General features: G+C 37.2%; 14 protein-coding genes. 8 read left to right on the forward strand and 6 right to left on the reverse strand.

Annotated features, from left to right (window positions below; genetic code table 11):
• Positions 1-350: 350 nt before the first annotated feature.
• Positions 351-584, reverse strand: coding sequence for a hypothetical protein (locus ACZZZI_RS05010; protein WP_463488815.1), 234 nt, complete (start codon positions 582-584; stop codon positions 351-353).
• Positions 585-1,398: 814 nt separating this feature from the next.
• On the opposite strand from ACZZZI_RS05010, the gene ACZZZI_RS05015 reads away from it, so the two are divergent.
• A complete protein-coding gene (locus ACZZZI_RS05015) occupies positions 1,399-1,662 on the forward strand; it encodes a hypothetical protein (protein ID WP_463488816.1) in 264 nt (87 codons plus the stop codon).
• A gap of 41 nt (positions 1,663-1,703) precedes the next feature.
• Complete coding sequence (locus ACZZZI_RS05020; protein WP_463488817.1) at positions 1,704-2,063, forward strand: response regulator; 360 nt, start codon at positions 1,704-1,706, stop codon at positions 2,061-2,063.
• Between the two features lie 1,219 nt (positions 2,064-3,282).
• On the opposite strand, the gene ACZZZI_RS05025 is transcribed toward ACZZZI_RS05020, so the two are convergent.
• Both ACZZZI_RS05025 and ACZZZI_RS05030 read right to left on the reverse strand, forming a co-directional pair.
• The gene (locus tag ACZZZI_RS05025; protein WP_463488818.1) at positions 3,283-3,522 is read right to left on the reverse strand and encodes a hypothetical protein; all 240 of its coding nucleotides are present in this window, start codon (positions 3,520-3,522) and stop codon (positions 3,283-3,285) included.
• Between the two features lie 523 nt (positions 3,523-4,045).
• A complete protein-coding gene (locus ACZZZI_RS05030; protein WP_463488819.1) occupies positions 4,046-5,632 on the reverse strand; it encodes a PAS domain-containing sensor histidine kinase in 1,587 nt (528 codons plus the stop codon).
• A gap of 649 nt (positions 5,633-6,281) precedes the next feature.
• Between ACZZZI_RS05030 and ACZZZI_RS05035 the strand changes: the two genes are divergently transcribed.
• Positions 6,282-6,719: an Hsp20/alpha crystallin family protein gene (locus tag ACZZZI_RS05035; protein ID WP_463488820.1), complete on the forward strand. Its 438-nt coding sequence runs from the start codon at positions 6,282-6,284 to the stop codon at positions 6,717-6,719.
• Positions 6,720-6,937: 218 nt separating this feature from the next.
• Positions 6,938-7,099 carry a hypothetical protein gene (locus ACZZZI_RS05040; RefSeq protein WP_463488821.1) on the forward strand — a complete coding sequence of 54 codons (162 nt, stop codon included), beginning with the start codon at positions 6,938-6,940 and terminating at the stop codon, positions 7,097-7,099.
• 417 nt (positions 7,100-7,516) lie between these two features.
• Here the strand turns inward: ACZZZI_RS05040 and ACZZZI_RS05045 are convergent, their stop codons facing one another.
• Positions 7,517-8,953, reverse strand: coding sequence for an ATP-binding protein (locus ACZZZI_RS05045; RefSeq protein ID WP_463488822.1), 1,437 nt, complete (start codon positions 8,951-8,953; stop codon positions 7,517-7,519).
• Between the two features lie 1,185 nt (positions 8,954-10,138).
• Between ACZZZI_RS05045 and ACZZZI_RS05050 the strand changes: the two genes are divergently transcribed.
• Positions 10,139-11,890 carry a UvrD-helicase domain-containing protein gene (locus ACZZZI_RS05050; RefSeq protein ID WP_463488823.1) on the forward strand — a complete coding sequence of 584 codons (1,752 nt, stop codon included), beginning with the start codon at positions 10,139-10,141 and terminating at the stop codon, positions 11,888-11,890.
• A gap of 622 nt (positions 11,891-12,512) precedes the next feature.
• Here ACZZZI_RS05050 and ACZZZI_RS05055 read toward each other — a convergent pair.
• Both ACZZZI_RS05055 and ACZZZI_RS05060 read right to left on the reverse strand, forming a co-directional pair.
• Entirely contained in the window at positions 12,513-12,683 is a 171-nt protein-coding gene (locus ACZZZI_RS05055) for an ATP-binding protein (RefSeq protein WP_463488824.1), read from the reverse strand.
• Positions 12,684-12,791: 108 nt separating this feature from the next.
• Positions 12,792-13,241, reverse strand: coding sequence for a pyridoxamine 5'-phosphate oxidase family protein (locus ACZZZI_RS05060; RefSeq protein WP_463488825.1), 450 nt, complete (start codon positions 13,239-13,241; stop codon positions 12,792-12,794).
• Positions 13,242-13,618: 377 nt separating this feature from the next.
• Between ACZZZI_RS05060 and ACZZZI_RS05065 the strand changes: the two genes are divergently transcribed.
• From ACZZZI_RS05065 to ACZZZI_RS05075, 3 genes are all read left to right on the forward strand, one after another.
• The gene (locus tag ACZZZI_RS05065; protein ID WP_463488826.1) at positions 13,619-15,535 is read left to right on the forward strand and encodes a sialate O-acetylesterase; all 1,917 of its coding nucleotides are present in this window, start codon (positions 13,619-13,621) and stop codon (positions 15,533-15,535) included.
• Positions 15,536-15,555: 20 nt separating this feature from the next.
• Positions 15,556-17,757 carry a glycoside hydrolase family 52 protein gene (locus ACZZZI_RS05070; protein WP_463488827.1) on the forward strand — a complete coding sequence of 734 codons (2,202 nt, stop codon included), beginning with the start codon at positions 15,556-15,558 and terminating at the stop codon, positions 17,755-17,757.
• A 175-nt stretch (positions 17,758-17,932) separates the two neighbouring features.
• On the forward strand, positions 17,933-18,994 hold the full coding sequence (locus tag ACZZZI_RS05075) for a LacI family DNA-binding transcriptional regulator (protein WP_463488828.1): 1,062 nt from the start codon (positions 17,933-17,935) through the stop codon (positions 18,992-18,994).
• Positions 18,995-19,063: the final 69 nt, after the last annotated feature.

Genomic DNA, 19,063 nt, shown 5'->3' on the forward strand with positions numbered 1-19,063 from the left:
AGCTTAATTCGCAACGGGCATTCAGTGGATTTTCCCTTATTAAAAAAACACCTTCAAACCGATGGCTGAATTTTAAACCACATAAGTAATCAGGTGGTGGAGTTGCTACATTTAGCTAGGCGAATTTAGTCGTCAGAGTAAGAAAAAAACTTTTAAATTTGATTAAATGGACAAATTAGCGTTCGGTGAATGCTTTAGAAAAATGGCTATAGAGCTTTCTTACACCAAGGGATCTGTAAAAGAAGTAGCTGATGAGCTACGTATTAGCCAGACTCTTTTAGGTAAATGGAGACATCGGGAATGAGCGGAAAATTGTTTTACTAAACATTCTGACAATACGATACCAGCAATTATTTAGAATCTTCTGCCTTCTTCATAAATTCCTCATAAGCTGTTTCCAATGCTGATTTTTCGATAAAGATCGCTCCAACCTCCTTAGGTAATTTTTCGATTATTGTGAAGAGGGTAATAGAATCCTGACTGAAATTAAGTTCGATCGCATTGAGGAGTTCTTTGAATTTGTGGGATCGTATTTTAAATATTCTATGGCCTAATGTGAAATCTTCAATCTGTTCATTAATCATTGCAATATCCTTCCCCGACCTGGTAATTCCCTCGACTTCTCATCTGCACGACTTCGCCACTCTCCAAGTATATTTTATATAACGGCTCCCCATCCACGGTAGAAGTTTCCGAGCTGATCATAGAGATCTTTCCACAGAATTTCTTTTTACAACCATAGAAAACGATCGATACGAGAATCAGGGTGATGGTTAATTGTTTCATATACAGCTTAAAACAAAAACAGACCCAAGTTTTACAAAAACACCTATAAGTTGTAAGATATAAAATACAAACGTGATTATTTTTGCGCGACCCTAATTTGAGTAGGTGAGCACAGTGCATGCATTCCTTAAAGGAATCAGCATGGATAATTCTGCTTACTTTGGATGGGGTAGTAAAGTGTTAAGATTTTTCTTTAAACAATGTTCATCGATCGCTCTAATGAACGTTTGCTCAAGATTTACTACCCCTTTCACGAATGGCAATAAGCCAAATAGATTGACGCATAAACCAGGAAGGAAAACAAATGGCGCCTCTCTTGCAAAAAACTGGGCCAAATTCCCCAAAAGTAGTTTAATGATTAATAAACCGTAATAAGTAGATTTTTAGGGATGACTTCTAATTATGGAAATCTGGTCAATTATCAAAGCAAAAAAGCGCCCATAACCTCATAACCACTGTCGACTAACATTGGCCGTATGGACTTGAGTTAAGACGATCGATCAACATCGAATGGCTTAATTTTGTATTAATTCAATATGATGATTCGCAATATTTGAAATATGTCAAACTTTAAATTGTTCATATTGTTGACTAAGACAGACACAAGAAGTTATGGCTAACATAGAAACTAAAAATGAACAATCACAGGGCTTAACGGACCAAGAGAAAATGGCTCAGGCCGCTTTAGGAAATAAGCAATTTCTCCAGCCCTCTACAGAGAATGATAATGAAATAGTCTCCATTCCAAAGACATCAGGCACTGGAAGTAACCCATCCTCCGCTACCCCGAATTCACTCATTGTCCACGAAGATGAGCTTGGAGAGCAAAGGTATGAGGCGGGTGGAGCTAAGGATCTAAAGGAGGAAAAAGGATAATATCTCCCAGTGATTATTCAAACGAAATTTTTATTTTTATTATGGGGAAAAACATTTGCGTCCTGGAGGATGAACCTGGCATTATCGAGATTATAGAGATACTGCTTTTGGAAGAGGGGTACAAGGTTGAAACCTACAGCAAAGTACATGACTTCTTCTCAAGGAAGGATTCGAGTCCAGACTTATTTATTCTGGATGTAATGCTTCCTGATGGGAATGGTCTGGAAGTGTGTAAACTTTTAAAATCAGATGAGGCCACAAAAAAAATCCCGATACTAATGATGAGCGCACATGCAGATCTGCCACTGATGACCCGTGCTTGTACGGCTGAAGAATATGTAACCAAGCCCTTTGACATCCATGTGCTATTAAGAAAAATTGCAAGGCAGCTGAACCCGTAGAAGGATGGACAGTCAACCTTTGCTGATGCAATGCTAGCCTGATAACCAATAAACCGTGAAAATTTGGCAAATGCAATGGCGTCGATTTTATTTTTCAGTGGGCTAATCAGGATTTGTATCAACTAAAAAAGTAGGCGTTTTAAATTAAATTAATGCTTTTAGTGGTATAAATCAGGGCTGTAGTCCAAACATGCAGTATTAGTGTATCAAACTTCATTTTATTTTGCAGCAAATAAAATGAGTTGAAAACTCAGTTAATAAATATATCTATAAAAAATATCTGATGAGAAAATCTCCTGTATATATTGCAATTCGCTTATAAAATCGGATCGAGAATACGACGTAATCCACTAATATTCAGTTGCCTTATGATAACTCCTAACGAAATCTCCTTGGTTATCCCATATTATTGATGTTTTCATACTAAATATTAATATATTGTCTTTATATAAGCCTTTAAACCGGAGTTTTGATTTAGAAATTTTGACTTGAAAATATAAAGTGCCTAATAGTTTTCTAGTTTATGAAAAGTAGGCGTTGGACTCCTAATCTATTTTTCTTTCAACTGTTCTCGTTTCAGTTCAAAAACTACACCGAGAAAATAACCTAAAAATGTGAAGGTATTTACACAGGATTTTGTATTTTTCTTTCTGCTTCAACTTATGTAAACTACCAAAACCCGCGACAGAAACACCCGTTCCGCACATTGAGCATTTGCAAATTAGTAATTAATCAACATTATGAGATATAAGCTAGATTGAAATACAGGAATGGGCAAATATCTCGGGGATAAATCATCCGGAAAATCACGTAACGATTGGCTGTATTATTTAATATACAGTTTTATTACTTTATGTGGGATTATCAAAAAATTTTTATTTATTTGTAACTAAAACGTTTTACACGAATACTTGTTAAATCTTCTTTATAAATCAATATTTCAATGCAATACTTATGTTAATTATTAAATCTAATTGGTGATGAGGAAAGGAAAAATTTCGCTCATAAACCTGATCGACAATTGCGGAATAATAATAGATGAAAACGACCAGGAGATTCCGTTTCGTCTCAAAAATTCATATGCAGCACTAGCAATATCAGACAATGTATTCTTCGAAATTGAATTAACTAACAAAGGTCTGGAAGCTGTTCAGATTGAAACACAATCACATAAAAGTCATTGAACCGATCCAAAAATTAATATATCTCTTCCTTTTGATTATTTGCCTTCGATCTTTTGTTTGGAGTTTGACAACTCAGCATATTCGCTTAAAAAACCTAAAATAGCTGGATTTATGCAACCTTTATTATTGATAATGCCATATAGATGCATGATAGTTGACTGGCTAACATAGTGTCCGCATGTCATAAAAATGTCTATGGACAGCTCCTCACATGATGATGAATTGCTCACCTCAGTGCCAAATTTTTCAATTAAAGCTTTTTTTAATTTTCTCAAAGTTTGGTCAGATATCATAACTTAAATTTGGTTATTAGAAATTCATGATCATTTAACTTGCAAAGCTTACACTTTAGTATCAGGCATCGTGGTAAAAAGGAAATATAAGGGTTAAGACAGAAGGTAGCTATTATCTAAATTTTCCTAAAAAAATCAACAGATATGTTACATGGATATTCTTATTTAGAGATAGTCTATCTCCACATTATTTGATAAGCCTCATTTATTTCAATAATCATTTCAGAGTTTCCTGGATATCCACCATCCATTGAAATCTGTTCTTATGAACTTTACATTAAATAACATTATTAATTTTACAGTAGTTAATTTCTTTAGCTTCTGATTATTTAGATAAAAACCTTTAATTTAATTGCCGATTAATAAAATATTCACAATAGAATCTTTGAATAATTAAAATTTGCGACATTACTTGCTAATAACAAACAAAGCTCCTTTTCATTTTAGAATTCACAAAAGTGATAACCGTTAGGACTAATTCCAGAAACTTAGTCCATAATAGTTTTTATTCATTTGAATCAAGCCAGTCAATTGCATCTTCCGCTTGATAAAAAAAAGATATTTCAGATTTCTTGTCTTTGTTTTCAATGCTCTTTTGGGCCGATAACTGACTAAACACACTGGCCGAAAATACCCATGCGAAAAACTTAAGCCCAGCATTTTCCATTAACGGCAACCAAACCTCAGCAGCCCAGTCGGATGCTTCTGACCAAGTGCCCAATACTTCTCTATTATCGTTAAAAACTTTTGATCGGATGTTTTTGCTTAAATATTTAATCATAAGCTTGCCCCCATGCTTAACCGAATGCATATTCTGATGTCCCCACCACCTTACATACATTATAGTTGAGTCAGGCGGACAATAAATCTCGATGTATCGATCTTTATAATAGTTCAGGGTTTCGGTTTCAGGCATTATCTCTTCAAGAGGCGATAGCGGGAGTTTAAAATAAAAAACTGACCCTTTACCTAATTCGCTCTCGATCCAGAAGCTCCCTCCGTGTCTTTTGATAATTTCCGCAGAGATATAAAGTCCTAGACCTAATCCATCGAACCTCGATGATGAATTATCTGAACGATAATAGCGTTCAAAAAGTTTGGCAATTTCCTCACTATCGATCCCAATACCATAATCAGTTACGGAAACAATCAGATTGTCGTCCTGTACCTCCAAGTTTATTAAAACATGATCAGCATTGGGTGAATATTTAACCGCATTAGATACGAAATTCTGTATAACCTGTTCCAGTCTATACTTGTCGCCTTGGATGGTAACTTCAGGTTTATCTGTCAAAATAAGCCTATGCGAGGGATAAATGATCTGCATTCCATTGATAGTTTCATTCAACAATTTTAAGAAGTCAAACGTCTCGACATTCAAAGGCAATTTCCCAACATTAATTTTGCTGACATCCAAAAGATCTGAAATAAGTTTCTCAAGTCGTACAAGCTGGGAGCCAGTGCGTTGCAAAAAGTCTTTCACTTTTGGATTCTCGGCGATTTTGAGAAGGATTTGATTATAGCCCTTTATTGAAGTTAGCGGAGTCTTTAATTCATGGCTTGCAGTCGAAATAAATTCGTCTTTTCTCAATTCGTTTTCTTTACTTGCCTGAATGTTAGTGCAGGTACCCATCCATATGCCTGGCTTATTCTGAACACAAATTGATACAGCTTTTACCAAGTGCCAGTAATATTTTCCGTCTTTATAGAGTAGTCTCAGTTCTGATTTGTACTCCTTTTCATCTATGAGACTTTCTTTCCACCTTTTTAAAGCTTGAGGAAGATCTTCGGGGTGTACAAAATATTCCCATCCTAAACTTAGAATCTGAGAAGCAGGAAACCCAAAATCCTTACTAATCTTTTCGTTTACATAATTTATTGATCCAGATCTATCCGCTGTCCATATATGTTGAGGAATTGCATTCAATAAATCTATTGAGGATAAATCCGTACTCAAGGTTAAGTCAGGCTCCTGACCCATTTTTCCCACTTCAGGTTTAAAAATTGAATTTGATTCTGACCCAGTACACATACCCAAAGCTAAACATTTAGCCCCTAAACAAATTGACTTTTTTGATATTTTCTTAAACAAAACTTGTTAGTTTATGTATTGATTTTCCAAATAGATGTGATTGAAAGATATAATTGCCAGTTTTCAACCAATTCAATCAACAATTATGTAATAGTGTGTCCAATTAACTTTTTAACAAACCGATGAGTTTGTTATAAAAACAACTTCAGACTATAAATCCTTCAAAACAAATTATCAGCTGATGTATGTTATACTCCTATTAATTATTAAATCTGGATAGATACAATATAAGCGATTAATTGAGAACACGTAAAATGGTGAACTTCATGTCCGCAGTCATATGATTGAATTTAAATCTAGAGGCGAAATAGACATTTGCTGTAAATTTCTAAAATACATGATACAAAAAACGATTGATCCAGAGCTTCGACCCACAACTGTCCAAGAAAATTTAGATAATGCCTACTCTGATTCTTTATCTTGATTATAATGAACAAGACTACAATTGCCTTGAATTAAACTGCAATTTTTTCAGTCACAAGCTGAAATAAGTTCAGGATTTCTGAAAATTTTGCAGCGCTACAGTAGTTTAATCTTCCCTATAAAAGAGCTGGCACAGCACTTGATATCCACAGAGTAAAACCTTTTGGGTTTTAGAGAAAATTAATTGAATAATAGTCCATTTATTAAAAATTAAGGAGAATACATTATGACATTGGTTAAATTTAATCCAGAAAAGAAAAACAGTTCGTTATTGCCAGGCTTTAATGACATTTTTGAATCTGTACTGAGCGACTCGTATTTTTCGGAACGCCGCATGAATAGCATTCCGTCAGTCAATATTTCTGAGTCCAGTGAAGAATACAACATTGAGCTAGCTGCTCCAGGTCTAAAAAAAGAAGATTTTAAAGTTTCTGTTGAGAAGGATATCCTAATTGTTTCCACAGAGTACCGCAGCGAAAACAGTGCTAACGAAAAAACATATAATAGGCGCGAATTTAGTTATTCATCATTTAGCAGGAGTTTTTCATTACCCGAAACTACCGACGTGGAGCAGATTAAGGCAAGCTATACCGATGGGGTGCTGATGCTCTCGATCCAAAAAAAAGAGGAAGCAAAAGTTTCTAGAGAGATAACGATCAGCTAGATCGCAAGATGCCGCTGTTAGCGGCATCTTTTTATATTTTTAATAGGAGATTTTAGGAAAGGAATTTTAAGACGGAATCTGCTTTAACGATAAACGTTACACTCTGTGTAAATAGTGCTAAAATTTGCTACGGTAGATTTTCTCTGGGAACGAATCTGCCTTCTGCGCTGGATACTTTTGATATGCTCAACGGATCGGAAAGTCCTCTAAAAACCTGCATGATCGAAATGGAACTCAGCAAGGAAATTGCTGACCTTGAAGTCCCAGTAAAAAAAATCTTCTGCAACCTTGATCAGTTGAAGGAAAATGCAGGTCTGATCTCTAAAGAGATCTTTCTCCTGGCGCTACTGGAAGGCAGGGATATAAAGCCAATACAATAATTATGTTTTAGGATTGCCATTCAGTCGCATCGCAAAAGCATGTGAGCTAGTCAATTTATTGGCAGGCATGCTTCAGTCAATGCAGAGAAAGTGCGTTTCCACACTCATCTTCAGGATGCGTTCAAGCTGAATTTTGGTGGGAACCTGAAAATTCCGTAGAAAAGGAACTTAAACGACTAAAGACTTGAATCCTAGCAAAAACTCCTCAAGACCCGATCTGGTCTAATAGAAATAAAATATCTAGAGAACAAACGGTCAGTAAGATACCGTGGTATTCTTTTTGAACGGCATCCATGATAAAAACAGGTGCTCCGAAATATTGATGGCTATGATAAATTTCCACCCTAGTCACACTAGATGAGAACCCCTGATCTTTTCTTACCCCCCCCGGCCTAATGGGAAATAAGGTAGCCTGTTTTATTTAGGTATGGTAAACCAGAATTCACTGCCCACTCCAGGTTTGCTCTCCACCCCGATATCACCCTTATGTTTTTTGATAATTTCCGAGGATATATAGAGTCCAAGGCCGAGTCCTGAATACTGGCTTCCTTCTGAATCCACCCGGTAATAACGGTCAAATAAATGCAGGGACTTCTCTTCGTCGATTCCTGGGCCGGAATCGATAACGGCAACCCGGATCTTCTCGCCCTCATCTGTTGCCCGTATCCGGATGTCCCTGGCATCGGGCGCATATTTGATGGCGTTATTGACAAAGTTCACGATAACCTGTTGGATGCGGTCGGAATCCGCATAAAGATTGAGCGCGGTGTCCCCCTCTACAATAATTCGGTGCTTGCCTTCCCGGTCAATCTGCGAACAGCACTCCTCGACTGCCTGGGAAATATTAAAGTTTCTCATCTGCAGATGAAGCTGTCCTTCGTTCATCTTGCTGGCATTGAGCAGATCCCCAATCAGCTCGTTGATCTTTTTCATGCTCAGGTTGGCCTGGTCGATCAGTTTGGATAACCTAGGGTTTTCCCTCGGATATATACGCTCCATAAGCTGGAGAGTGCCGCTCAGCACGGTTACTGGCGTTTTGAGTTCATGGCTTGCGATGCTGATAAAATCATCCTTGTAACGATCGGCCTGCTTTTCTCCGGAAATATCCTTTGCAGTTCCCATCAGCACTTTTGACTGAGTGGGCCCCTCGCCAAGTTTTGCATGGAGATTAACCCATTTGCTGTCAACGCCAGAATTGACCACCCGTCCAGAAAACTCCAAGTGGCCAGTCTGGCTTATCGAACCTATGAGCTCGGCAAGCGCCTGATTACCGCCATCGATAAAGCAGTCGATCAAGTCCGATTTCTGCAGATCCCCACCTTCTTCGGAACGGCCAAGAATGTTGGCGAGGTCCCCAGTATGGATCAATTTGCCTGAATCCAGATCAAGCTCCCATACCGCCATTTTGGAATATTCCAGAGACATGTTCAGCCGCTTCTGGCTCTCTTCAAAATCCTTAAGATAAGTAAAATCATCGAGCACGGTATACGCATATTTGTTTCCAGAATCGGTAAACAGTATAGTTGTAATGTGGACCCAGACTAGTTTACCATCCTTCTTCTTCAGGCATACGTCAATCTTGAAATCAGGTTTTCCATGAAGCCACATGGCCTGCTGAAGCTCTTTCCATGCATCCTTATATTCTTCGCAGGCATACTCCATGATCTTGGTGCCGCATATCTCGGATCTTTCGTAACCCATCAGATCGATAAACGCATCATTGACCTCTATGATGGTAAGATTAGGGTCAATAATTTTCGTTGCCGCAGAGGTAAGCGAGAAAATCGCTTTGAAACGCTGTTCACATTCGTTGAACTTCCTCAAAAATTCATCTGATTTATCTTCTTTTTTCATATCGATGTCGGAGAAATTAACAATTCTGCAAAAGCAATGTTTTAATTAACACGATAATTAGCCAGTCAAAGCGTGGTTTGGTAATTTATATCTATCTAATAGAAAATATTTAAATAGATTTTTTTCGTAAAAAAAATACTGTTTAACGCCTACCACTTTTTCCATTGTTTAACCTTTTTATAAAAAAGGTGAAGTGAAAAATTTATTAAAAATCTAACCATATCTTACTGTTTAAGGTAATTTGCAACTTTAGCCATTCCAGCAAATCGGGCAAAAAAATTCAAATCTACCCAGTAATGGCCACTGGAGCAGCAAAAAAGCTAGATGTTTGAAACCTCACTCTGAAAGGAGCTCACATTCAAGTCATTTGTTTTTAATAACCAATAATCTCAGAGCTTGCGGAGATTAGACCACTTAATCTCCGCATATTATCCTTAGATTACGAATGGATTTCATTTCAACCATACGAAAACAATCACAGGCCACGGCTTAGTTGAAACTGCATACCAGACATATCCTTTTTTAAAAGTAATCCGAGTAAATATTAATGTGCAGATAATGTTTCGGAATAATAGCGTTAAGCGATCAATTTGTACTTGTCAGCGGAATAATCTCACTCAGAAAAATGAAAACAAATAAGCATTAACTAAAAAATCAAGAATATCAGATTCTAAGGAAGATATAAGAACCACGTGAAATCACACTGGTAAACTTGTTTATATGAAAATCCTCGATATTGGAACCATATTTGTATGAACCAGGAAAAAATAATTATGACCATTAAACAAAACTTATTCACCTTAACCTTATTGCTAACTGGTGTAAAATGAAAAGAGCTGCAAACGATGCTGGTACATATCTGGTTACCTTGCATATGAAAGCCGCTACGGTAACCTTTCAGCAACAATAGAAATCAATAAAGTCCAGTCAACGATTTGGCGTGCAACGCATTAATCATTTAATATGTGGCGTGCTTTTTTTTTGTACGGCCATTTGTAAATAGGTCGCAAAACTTAACACCTAATCAAAACCCACCTTACTCTTACATATAACTAAAATCAAAATTTAGTTACTCGTGTTATTCACCTAATATGAAAGCTGAACTAAAGCACCAAAAATCTTCAAGAACAATCCTTTAAAATTTGTAACCTTGTACCTTTAAAATCAGAAATTATCCTTGGAGAGATGGAATGGACTAAACAGCAGAAAGAGATTATAAACTCCACTGGTCATATTAAAATTAATGCGGTAGCAGGTTCAGGCAAGACCACCACCATAATAGAATATGCCAGAACAAGACCATCTAATAGCCGCATACTATACCTCGCTTTTAACAAGGCCGTAAAACTTGAGGCGGCAAAAAAGTTCAGCGAAAAAGGTTTACAAAATGTACATGTAGAGACTGCACATTCCCTCGCCTTTCGCCACATCGTGATGCGAAGCAAATATCAAGTGAAAAATCAGGATTACACGACTAACGAGATTGTCAATATTCTAAAATTAAAGGGTACAGGAGAAAAACACAGCGAAGCCATCATCGCCAACCACATCCTTAAGCTCGTTTCCTATTTCTGCAACAGTGATCAGTTAAAGGTTCAAAATTTAGACTATCTAAACCTATTAGATGATGAGGCTAAATCCTTCGTGGTCGATGCTTATGATTACATTTTCTCCAATGCCCGTATATTTTTGGGCAAAATGGACAGAGGAGAAATCGAAATCACCCATGATTTTTATTTAAAAAAGTTCCAGCTCCAGTTGCCCCAGCTCGGCTTTGACTACATCCTTTTTGATGAAGCGCAGGATGCCTCACCAGCCATGCTGGATATCTTCTTAAAACAAAGCTCGAACAAAGTCATCGTAGGCGATACCCACCAACAAATTTACGGTTGGCGCCATGCGGTAAACTCCCTGGAAAATGCAAATTTCAAAATTTACAACCTTTCCACCAGCTTTCGCTTTGGACAAGACATTGCAAACCTAGCCATGGAAACCCTGAGATTGAAAAATCTTTTACAGCCCCATACTCCCATGACGATATTGGGGAAAGGCACGGCTAAAAAGATCAAAACCAATGCAGTAATTGCCAGAACAAATCTTGGACTTTTGATCAAAGCCATTGAATATGTGACCGAGCGAAGGAACATCAAGCATATCTATTTCGAGGGCAACATAAACTCCTATACATACGCTGACGAAGGGGCATCATTGTATGATATTTTGAGCCTATATAACCATAGCCATGAACAGATAAGGGATCCATTGATCAGATCGATGCGAAATCTAGAGGAACTTCAAGAATATGTGAAGCAAACTGAGGATAAACAGTTATCGATGATGATCGAACTTATATTACAATATGGCAACACCATACCAGGCATGATTAAGGCGATTAAAGAAAAGCATGTGGAGCCGAATGATAAGGCGAAGGCTGAAATTGTTTTTTCAACCGTTCACCGTTGTAAGGGAATGGAGTATGATGCCGTTCTTTTAGCCGATGATTTCGTTACAGAAGAAAAAGTGAGAAAACTTAGAGAAGATAAAAATACTGGGCCAGCACATTTTAGCCGCATGACCGAAGAGATCAACTTACTGTATGTCGCCATCACTAGAGCCAGAACTGGCCTTTACATTCCAGAAACCATGGTTCCGATACATTTCCCAGCCTCTCCACAAATATTCCTGATCCCATCCCCTAAGGATTCTAAGCATATATCCAAAGGAAATCTAATAAAGAATGCAGGGATAAAACCTATTCGCAGCGAAAAAAACAAGTCATCCGCCAATCAATCCTGGACAGTGGAATTAGACAATGAACTCACTATCATGTATGCCGATGGCTACAGCCCCAGTGATCTTTCCATTCACTTTGGCCGGTCTCGAACAGCAATCAGCATGAGAATCAAAAAATTAGGACTCGAAGACCTTTATGATTAGTTTAAGTGGGCAAGATTTTGGAAAAGTATTTACTTCTGGCAATTACTAAATGCTATTCTTAGATAAATAAGCGTGTAAAATAAACCCCTGTTACTGTACTTTGAAGGAGAAAGATATTGTAAAACAAGCCAATTCAAAAAGTTCTGATCGTCCATCACCTGTCGATCATTCTACAAATGTGAATGTATTCTTTCTCTTTATAATATATCGACAAAAGAAAACCAGTTGCTACAAACACTACGCTGATCAATAGATGAAGCCGTATTTATTTAGCTCACAAAACCGTTACCATATCTGCGAGCTCATCAAAATCAAAAGACTTAGCTATAAAACCTTAAGCACCCTCATCTGTTGCAATCTTTCGGTCTTATCTGCTGGCAGACATAATGATCAATGGAATATGTTTGCAAGCCCCGGGTTATAACCGATTATTTTAGGAACCTGATCAGCCGAGAGCACAGGCATCCAAAGATCCAGCAGAATCAGGTCAGTCAACTGGTTTTCCAAGATATTTTTAACATTAAGGCTATTCTGACCCGGGCTTACTTTATATCGGTTATCCTCGCACACCATTCCAGGCATGTCCAGTATCCCTTCATCATCCTCACAGATCAGTATCGTTTTATTTGTGCTCATCCTGCTCCTTGTGTTTGACAGGTAAAGTAAAACTAAATGTCGAACCCATGCCTTTTTCGCTATCAAGCCAAAGCATGCCATCATGATTTTTAATGATCTGCTCACCTACATACAACCCTATGCCAATGCCAGGAAAGCGTTGCTGTATATATCCCAACCCTAAAAAGTCGCCGGAAGACCATGGGAGTGCCCTAGGATAGATATGCGATATTTACCTACATAATTGCCATTACCTGATCAACGATTCACTATTTTATTCCTCTCGCTATTCATCCTGTTTCTCATGCATTTCATACCTACCGCTAATATCGGTGAGCTCTATTTTAAATACGACAATATCATCATGCAATTCAGGTTTAATACCGTGAGAAGGTTCTTCTGAGGGTCGATCAGTCAGCGGCATAATACGATGTATAATCCCTTGCATAGCCTGTTGTCTTTCCTCCCCACTCAATTCAATAAAATTACCGTGCAGAATTGCGCTTTTCCACCTGAAGGTGTCTTTGATTTCATCTATCTGAAAACACACTCTAGGGTTGGCCCGCATCATTTCTATCTTTTTGCCCATTCCAGAATGTAAATAGATCATATTATCCCGGTAAACATAATTAACAGGAACAATATAAGTTTCTCCATTATCGTGGCAACCTAATCTGCCAATAACCTGATTCTCGATCAAATCAAGCAATTCTCTTTTATTTAAGTCTCCTAACATAATTAATAGTTTTTAAATCAATTTAACGGCCACAGGTTAGCAAAATCAATTGTTTAAACCCGCAATGTAAGTTTTTTACAAAAACCCAGTCAAATATGTAAATTGGCTGCGAGAGAAGAAATGATCTTCATCACTCTTCTCAAAAATGTAGGTGTCAATTTCAAAGAAATCTGTTCAAAATATTCACCACCGCTGGTTAAAAAAATTAGAGATAAATCAGGTCAACAAAATAAGAAATATTGTATTCGTGTACGATAACTTATATATTTTTTACTTTTTTTTAGCAAACATTCGAATGAGATATTGTATTATTGTATTGATATATTTTAAATCATTATATACCTAACCATTTATAAAATCAATACCTCTTTTACATTATGAAAAAGTTAGCCTATTGTACCGCTGTACTACTATTTTTATTTATTGGCGTAAAGGCAGCGGTTAAACTTCCAAGATTAGTAAGTGACGGTATGGTTTTACAAAGAGGTCAGGTTATTAAAATTTGGGGTTGGGCAGACGCGGGAGAAGCGATTACTCTAACATTTAATAAAAAAACCTATAAAACGAAAGCTGGTTCTAACCAAAAATGGTCGGTAGATATAGAGGCGCAAAAAGCTGGTGGACCGTATCAGATGCGTATTAACAACATCGAGCTAAAGGACTTGCTTTTTGGTGATGTTTGGCTTTGCACAGGGCAATCTAACATGGAGGCTTTAATGGGGAGAGCAAACATTAAAGCAAATTACAGTCAGATTATCCAAAACAGTATTTACCCAGAAATAAGGCAGTTTACCGTTAAACGCGATATGGCTTTTACACCCGTAGAAGATGTAATCAGTGATGACGGTTGGGTCAGCGTAAACCCTGAAACAATTCTATCTTTCTCTGCGGTAGCGTTTTTTTTCGCAAAAGATCTATACGAAAAATATAAGATCCCAATTGGCATTATTAACTCGAGTGTAGGTGGAACCCCTATACAATCCTGGGTAGATTATAAATCGTTAAAAGCTTTTCCAGAATATGATAAAGTGGCTAAAAGATTTCAAGATCCTCAAGAATTAGCACAAACTTTAAATGCCCATCAACTAAAATCTGATTCCTGGTATAGATCTGTTAAGAATGATGATTTGGGTTTGAAAGAAAAATGGTTCGAAGAATCGTATTCTACAAGCACAGGCTGGAAAGAAATCGACAATCTTAAACAATATAACGCAGAAGCTAAGGCATTGAAATATGGCGTTGTATGGTTTAGAACAGAAATTGATATTCCTTCTTCTATGATTGGGAAAACAGCCATGCTTTCTTTAGGGATGATGCATACTGAAGATGAAACTTTTATAAACGGACACAAAATAGGTTCGATTAACAGCGGCTATACGTTAAGGGATTACACAATTAATCCAGGTTTGTTTAAAGCTGGAAAAAACAGCATAACCATCCGATTAACGAGCCCAACAACGGGCCTTAGTTTTGATATAAAGAACAATTATGTACTTCGTTTCGATCGGGATACCATTACCTTAGATAAGCCTTGGAAATATAAATTCGGAATTGAGAAAGAACTTCTACCAAGAGGAAACGGATTATCCTTGCATACGCCTACTGCCTATTATTACGCCATGGTTAAACCTTTATCTAATTATAAAATTAAAGGGATCTTGTGGTATCAGGGTGAAAGTAACATTCCAAAACCCGAACAATATCAAAGTTTGTTGCACTCGTTAATTGATAGGTGGAGAACCGACTGGAATGATCAGAAACTACCTTTTATTTATGTTCAGTTAGCTAATTATCTGGCTACAGATAGCGAGCCTGAAAATAGCAATTGGGCCTTGCTAAGAGAAGCACAGATGAAATCGTTAAAAATACCTAACACAGCTATGGCTGTAATCCACGATATCGGCGAAAAAGGCGATCTCCACCCCCGCAACAAATCAGATGTAGGTAAACGGCTTGCCTTGGGGGCGCAAAAAATTGCTTATCAGGAAAACATCGTTTTTTCAGGGCCCATTTATAAATCTATAGCTATAGAAGGCGAAAAAGTTGTGGTTTCTTTTGATAATGTGGGTTCGGGATTGAAGTTTACTGGCGAAAAGCTAAATTACTTTAGCATATCCGACGATGGGAAAAACTTTATACCTGCACAGGCAAAAATTGTAAATAATAAAGTTGTGGTGTGGAATAATCTGATCAGCAAACCAATTGCAGTTAGATATGCCTGGGCTGATAGTCCTGATGGCGCAAATTTATACAACGAGGAGGGTTTGCCTGCTTCTAGCTTTAAAAGTAACTAAGTGTTATAAAAAAATTAACAATGAATTTTCTCAAAATATTCTTCTCTGCATTATTGCTCGGTTTTGCTTTAACACCCCATGCACAAAGTTTTAAAGTTGATCAAAACTTAATTAGCACTCCAATAACAGATAGCACTAACTTTTCGCTTTTAAATTCGCGTTTGGGAAGCAGGTTCACCTTTTCATTATTTAATCAAAATCAGAGTATGCAAAGCGGCAGTCTTGGTTTTGACATGGATGAACAGGTAGGGTTGTTAATTGGTTTAACCGTTAAAGACAAAAATTACTGTTTTAGAACAACCAGGCTACCCAGAAATACAAGTTACTTGAAAAATCAAATGCTGAGATTTGGACCAGCATCTATGGAAATTACCGGAGAAACGCCCGAAGGAATAAAAGTAATCTTTACCCTAATTTCCTCCTTTACCGCTTCAAAAGATCTAAATGATACTGCGGCTATTAAAACGCAGATATTCCCAGGTTTTTACATGCAGATTCGAGTTGCCAACGAAAGCCAAATTAATATAGATTGTAGGCTTAAGGTGGCTTTAGCTAAAACGCCTGTAAAGAGTTTTAATTTCATGAACCTGGAGCCTATCAAACCTGAAAACACAGAGCAGATCCTTTTCTTCAAGGATAACGCTCACCTAAATAGCAAGCTTGCTTTAGCTGCTCTTAAACCAGCAGCTAAGGGCGCATTTAACGAAGATGGGTTTGGTGGCCTTGTTTATGAATTTAGTTTGGCTCAGCAGGCCACAAAAGAAGTATCACAAATTTACGCGACTCATAATGATAGTACCTTAATAGAAGATAAACGTATTAATCTACCTTTAAAATTCTATTACACTAAATATTGGAAAAACATTGGAGCAGTTATAAAGTATGCACAGGAAAGCTACGAGCAAAACATTAACCTGACCCAAAAGTTTGAGGATAGTTTAATGGGCAGAGATTTAACCAGGGAAGAAAAATGGGCTCTGGCTTTAACTTTTCATACCGATTTGGCGAATACCTTTTTTTTAACTGATAAACATAACGAGCCTAGTTTTTATGTTTCAGAAGGTCGGTTTAAACATTTAAGTACTGTTGATGTAGCTCATGAAACTGAGGTGAATGCAATTTTTTCGCCCTGGCGTTTAAAGCTTCAGCTTAACCAATGGACAAACTACATCGCGAAGAAGGAAGTACATATACCCGCAAACGCTACACAAAATAAACCAGGTTATCAGCAAGGGATGACTGCAGCTGAATACGGCCCTTATTTATATCATGATGTTGGTGATTTGCCCTTCATAAGTGAAACCGCAAACTATAATTACGGTCCGCATATGGCGGTTGAAGAAAATACTTCTTTCGTTTTACTTTTATATTGGTATTGGAAAATCAGTAAAGACGACGTTTTTGTGAAATCGATGTTGGGTACGGTTGATGTATTACTTCAATCGGTTATAAACCGAGATACCAACGGAAATGGAATAGCCGACAAAGCCTATGGCTGGACCACCTATGATGCGAATGAGGCATTAAAATTATCGCCAGACAATACTTTTCTGGGGGCTAAACAATTAAGCGCCTACGCTGTGGCCGCTGAAATGTTCAGGGCTTTATCGAACAAAGAAAAGCATACCAGCTTTGATGACTCAAAAAAAGGTGTTGTAGATGGCGAAGGGACTGGTTATAAAAATTCAGGCGTTGCGGTTAATAACGAAGCTTTAAGAAATAAGCAGGCGCTTCACTTTGAAAACCAGGCCAGATTAATTTTGAGTACTCTAAAAAAAGCGCAGCAAAAATATGGTTTTATACCTGTTAGCCTAGATGAGTCATTTCCTAAATGGAGACAGCGTTCCGTTGTTATTGGAGAAGGTTTATTCTTACCAGGACTGGCTGACAGTAAATCTACGTTATTATATCAATTATCAGCGGTATTGAAAAAAGATTATGCGTCCACTTACCAACAAAGTATCGCCGATTATGGCATCAAATTAACCACTGGAGAGGGAACAACATGGTTTAGCAAAACTATTGTGGCTGATGCGGTAGCTTCGCAATGGTATGGAATAAATCATTCTTCTGCACTTTATATTTACAATTGGAATAAAAATAGTCCTTACGCTTATAACGATGGGCTACTTAATAAAGGCGAGGTATGGATTGGTTACTGGTACCCAAGGGGGATTTCGATATTATCCTATTGGTTATTAAAAGATCCTTTGAGAAAATAACTCTTTAGCTGACAAAAGCTGTTCTAAAAAGTAACCAAATCTTTTTAGATTTTAATAATTAAAGCGGTAAATCATTTCATTTCTCGATTATAAAGAGCTGAAGTTTAACCTCGAGTTTTGATTTTTTTTTTTCGCATAGTAGTAATACTTTTACAAAAGAAAAACAGCGGCAAATATGAAGGACAATGTGCTTATAGGTGTGAAGGAAATAGCCAGACAGGCCAATGTTTCTATAGGCACTGTAGATCGCGTGATACACGAGCGGACTGGAGTAGCGGAGGTAACCAGAAACAAGATCTTGGCTATCATGAAAGAACTGGATTACCAGCCTAACATTTTAGCGAGAAGATTAGCTTCTAAAAAAGTGCTTCGTTTCGCAAGTTTAATTCCAGCTGTATCATCAGAAACTGAATTTTGGGAAGCACCTTTAAAGGGCATTCAGCTTGCTGAGGCCGAAATAAAACAATTCGGAATTGTAATTGACAAATACTTCTATAACCAGAATGATAAGCAATCGTTTGTAGAACAGTCGAAAAAAATTCTTAAAACCAATGTTGACGGGGTATTGGTCGCGCCAATCTTTATCGAAGAGTCTCTGGCTTTTTCTAAATTGTGTAATCTTGCCAAAATCCCTCAGGTTTTTATCAACTCCGACATCCCTAATGAATCTAGACTCAGCTACATCGGGCCAGACTTATTTCAAAGCGGGCATCTTAGCGCACATATTGTTAACTATTTGGTTGCTAAGCATGATAAAATTTTAATCGTTAACATTTCAAAAGAAATCGATAGCTACCATCACTTACTTAGGAAAGAGAAAGGTTTCATTTCCTATTTTGATGGCCATGAGAAAGAAGTTCAGATTATAAAAACAGATATTACTCCCGAAACCGATTATGGTTCCATTTCTGTTAAACTAAAAGTAGTATTAGCTGACAACGCTGATGTTAAGGTTATTTTCGTAACCAACTCCAGGGTTTTTTCTGTTGCACAATTTCTGGAGAAGAACGGTTTAAGTCACATCCGCCTGGTTGGATATGACTTTTTAACCGAAAGTATAGCTTTTTTAAAGAAAGGAATAATAGATTTCCTGATCTGCCAAAAACCTCAGGAACAAGGTTATAAAGGCATAATAACCCTTTATCAGAATTTGGTTTTAAACACTGAAGTTGAGGCTACTTACTATATGCCAATTGATATTATAACTAAAGAGAATTATAAGTCATATCGCAATTAAACTCCAATATAGTTGGCTTGATTAAAAATAACTATCCTCATGTTAGTTTTCCTTGTGTCTTTACCTTAT

This window comes from Pedobacter sp. AC190, from assembly GCF_979258025.1.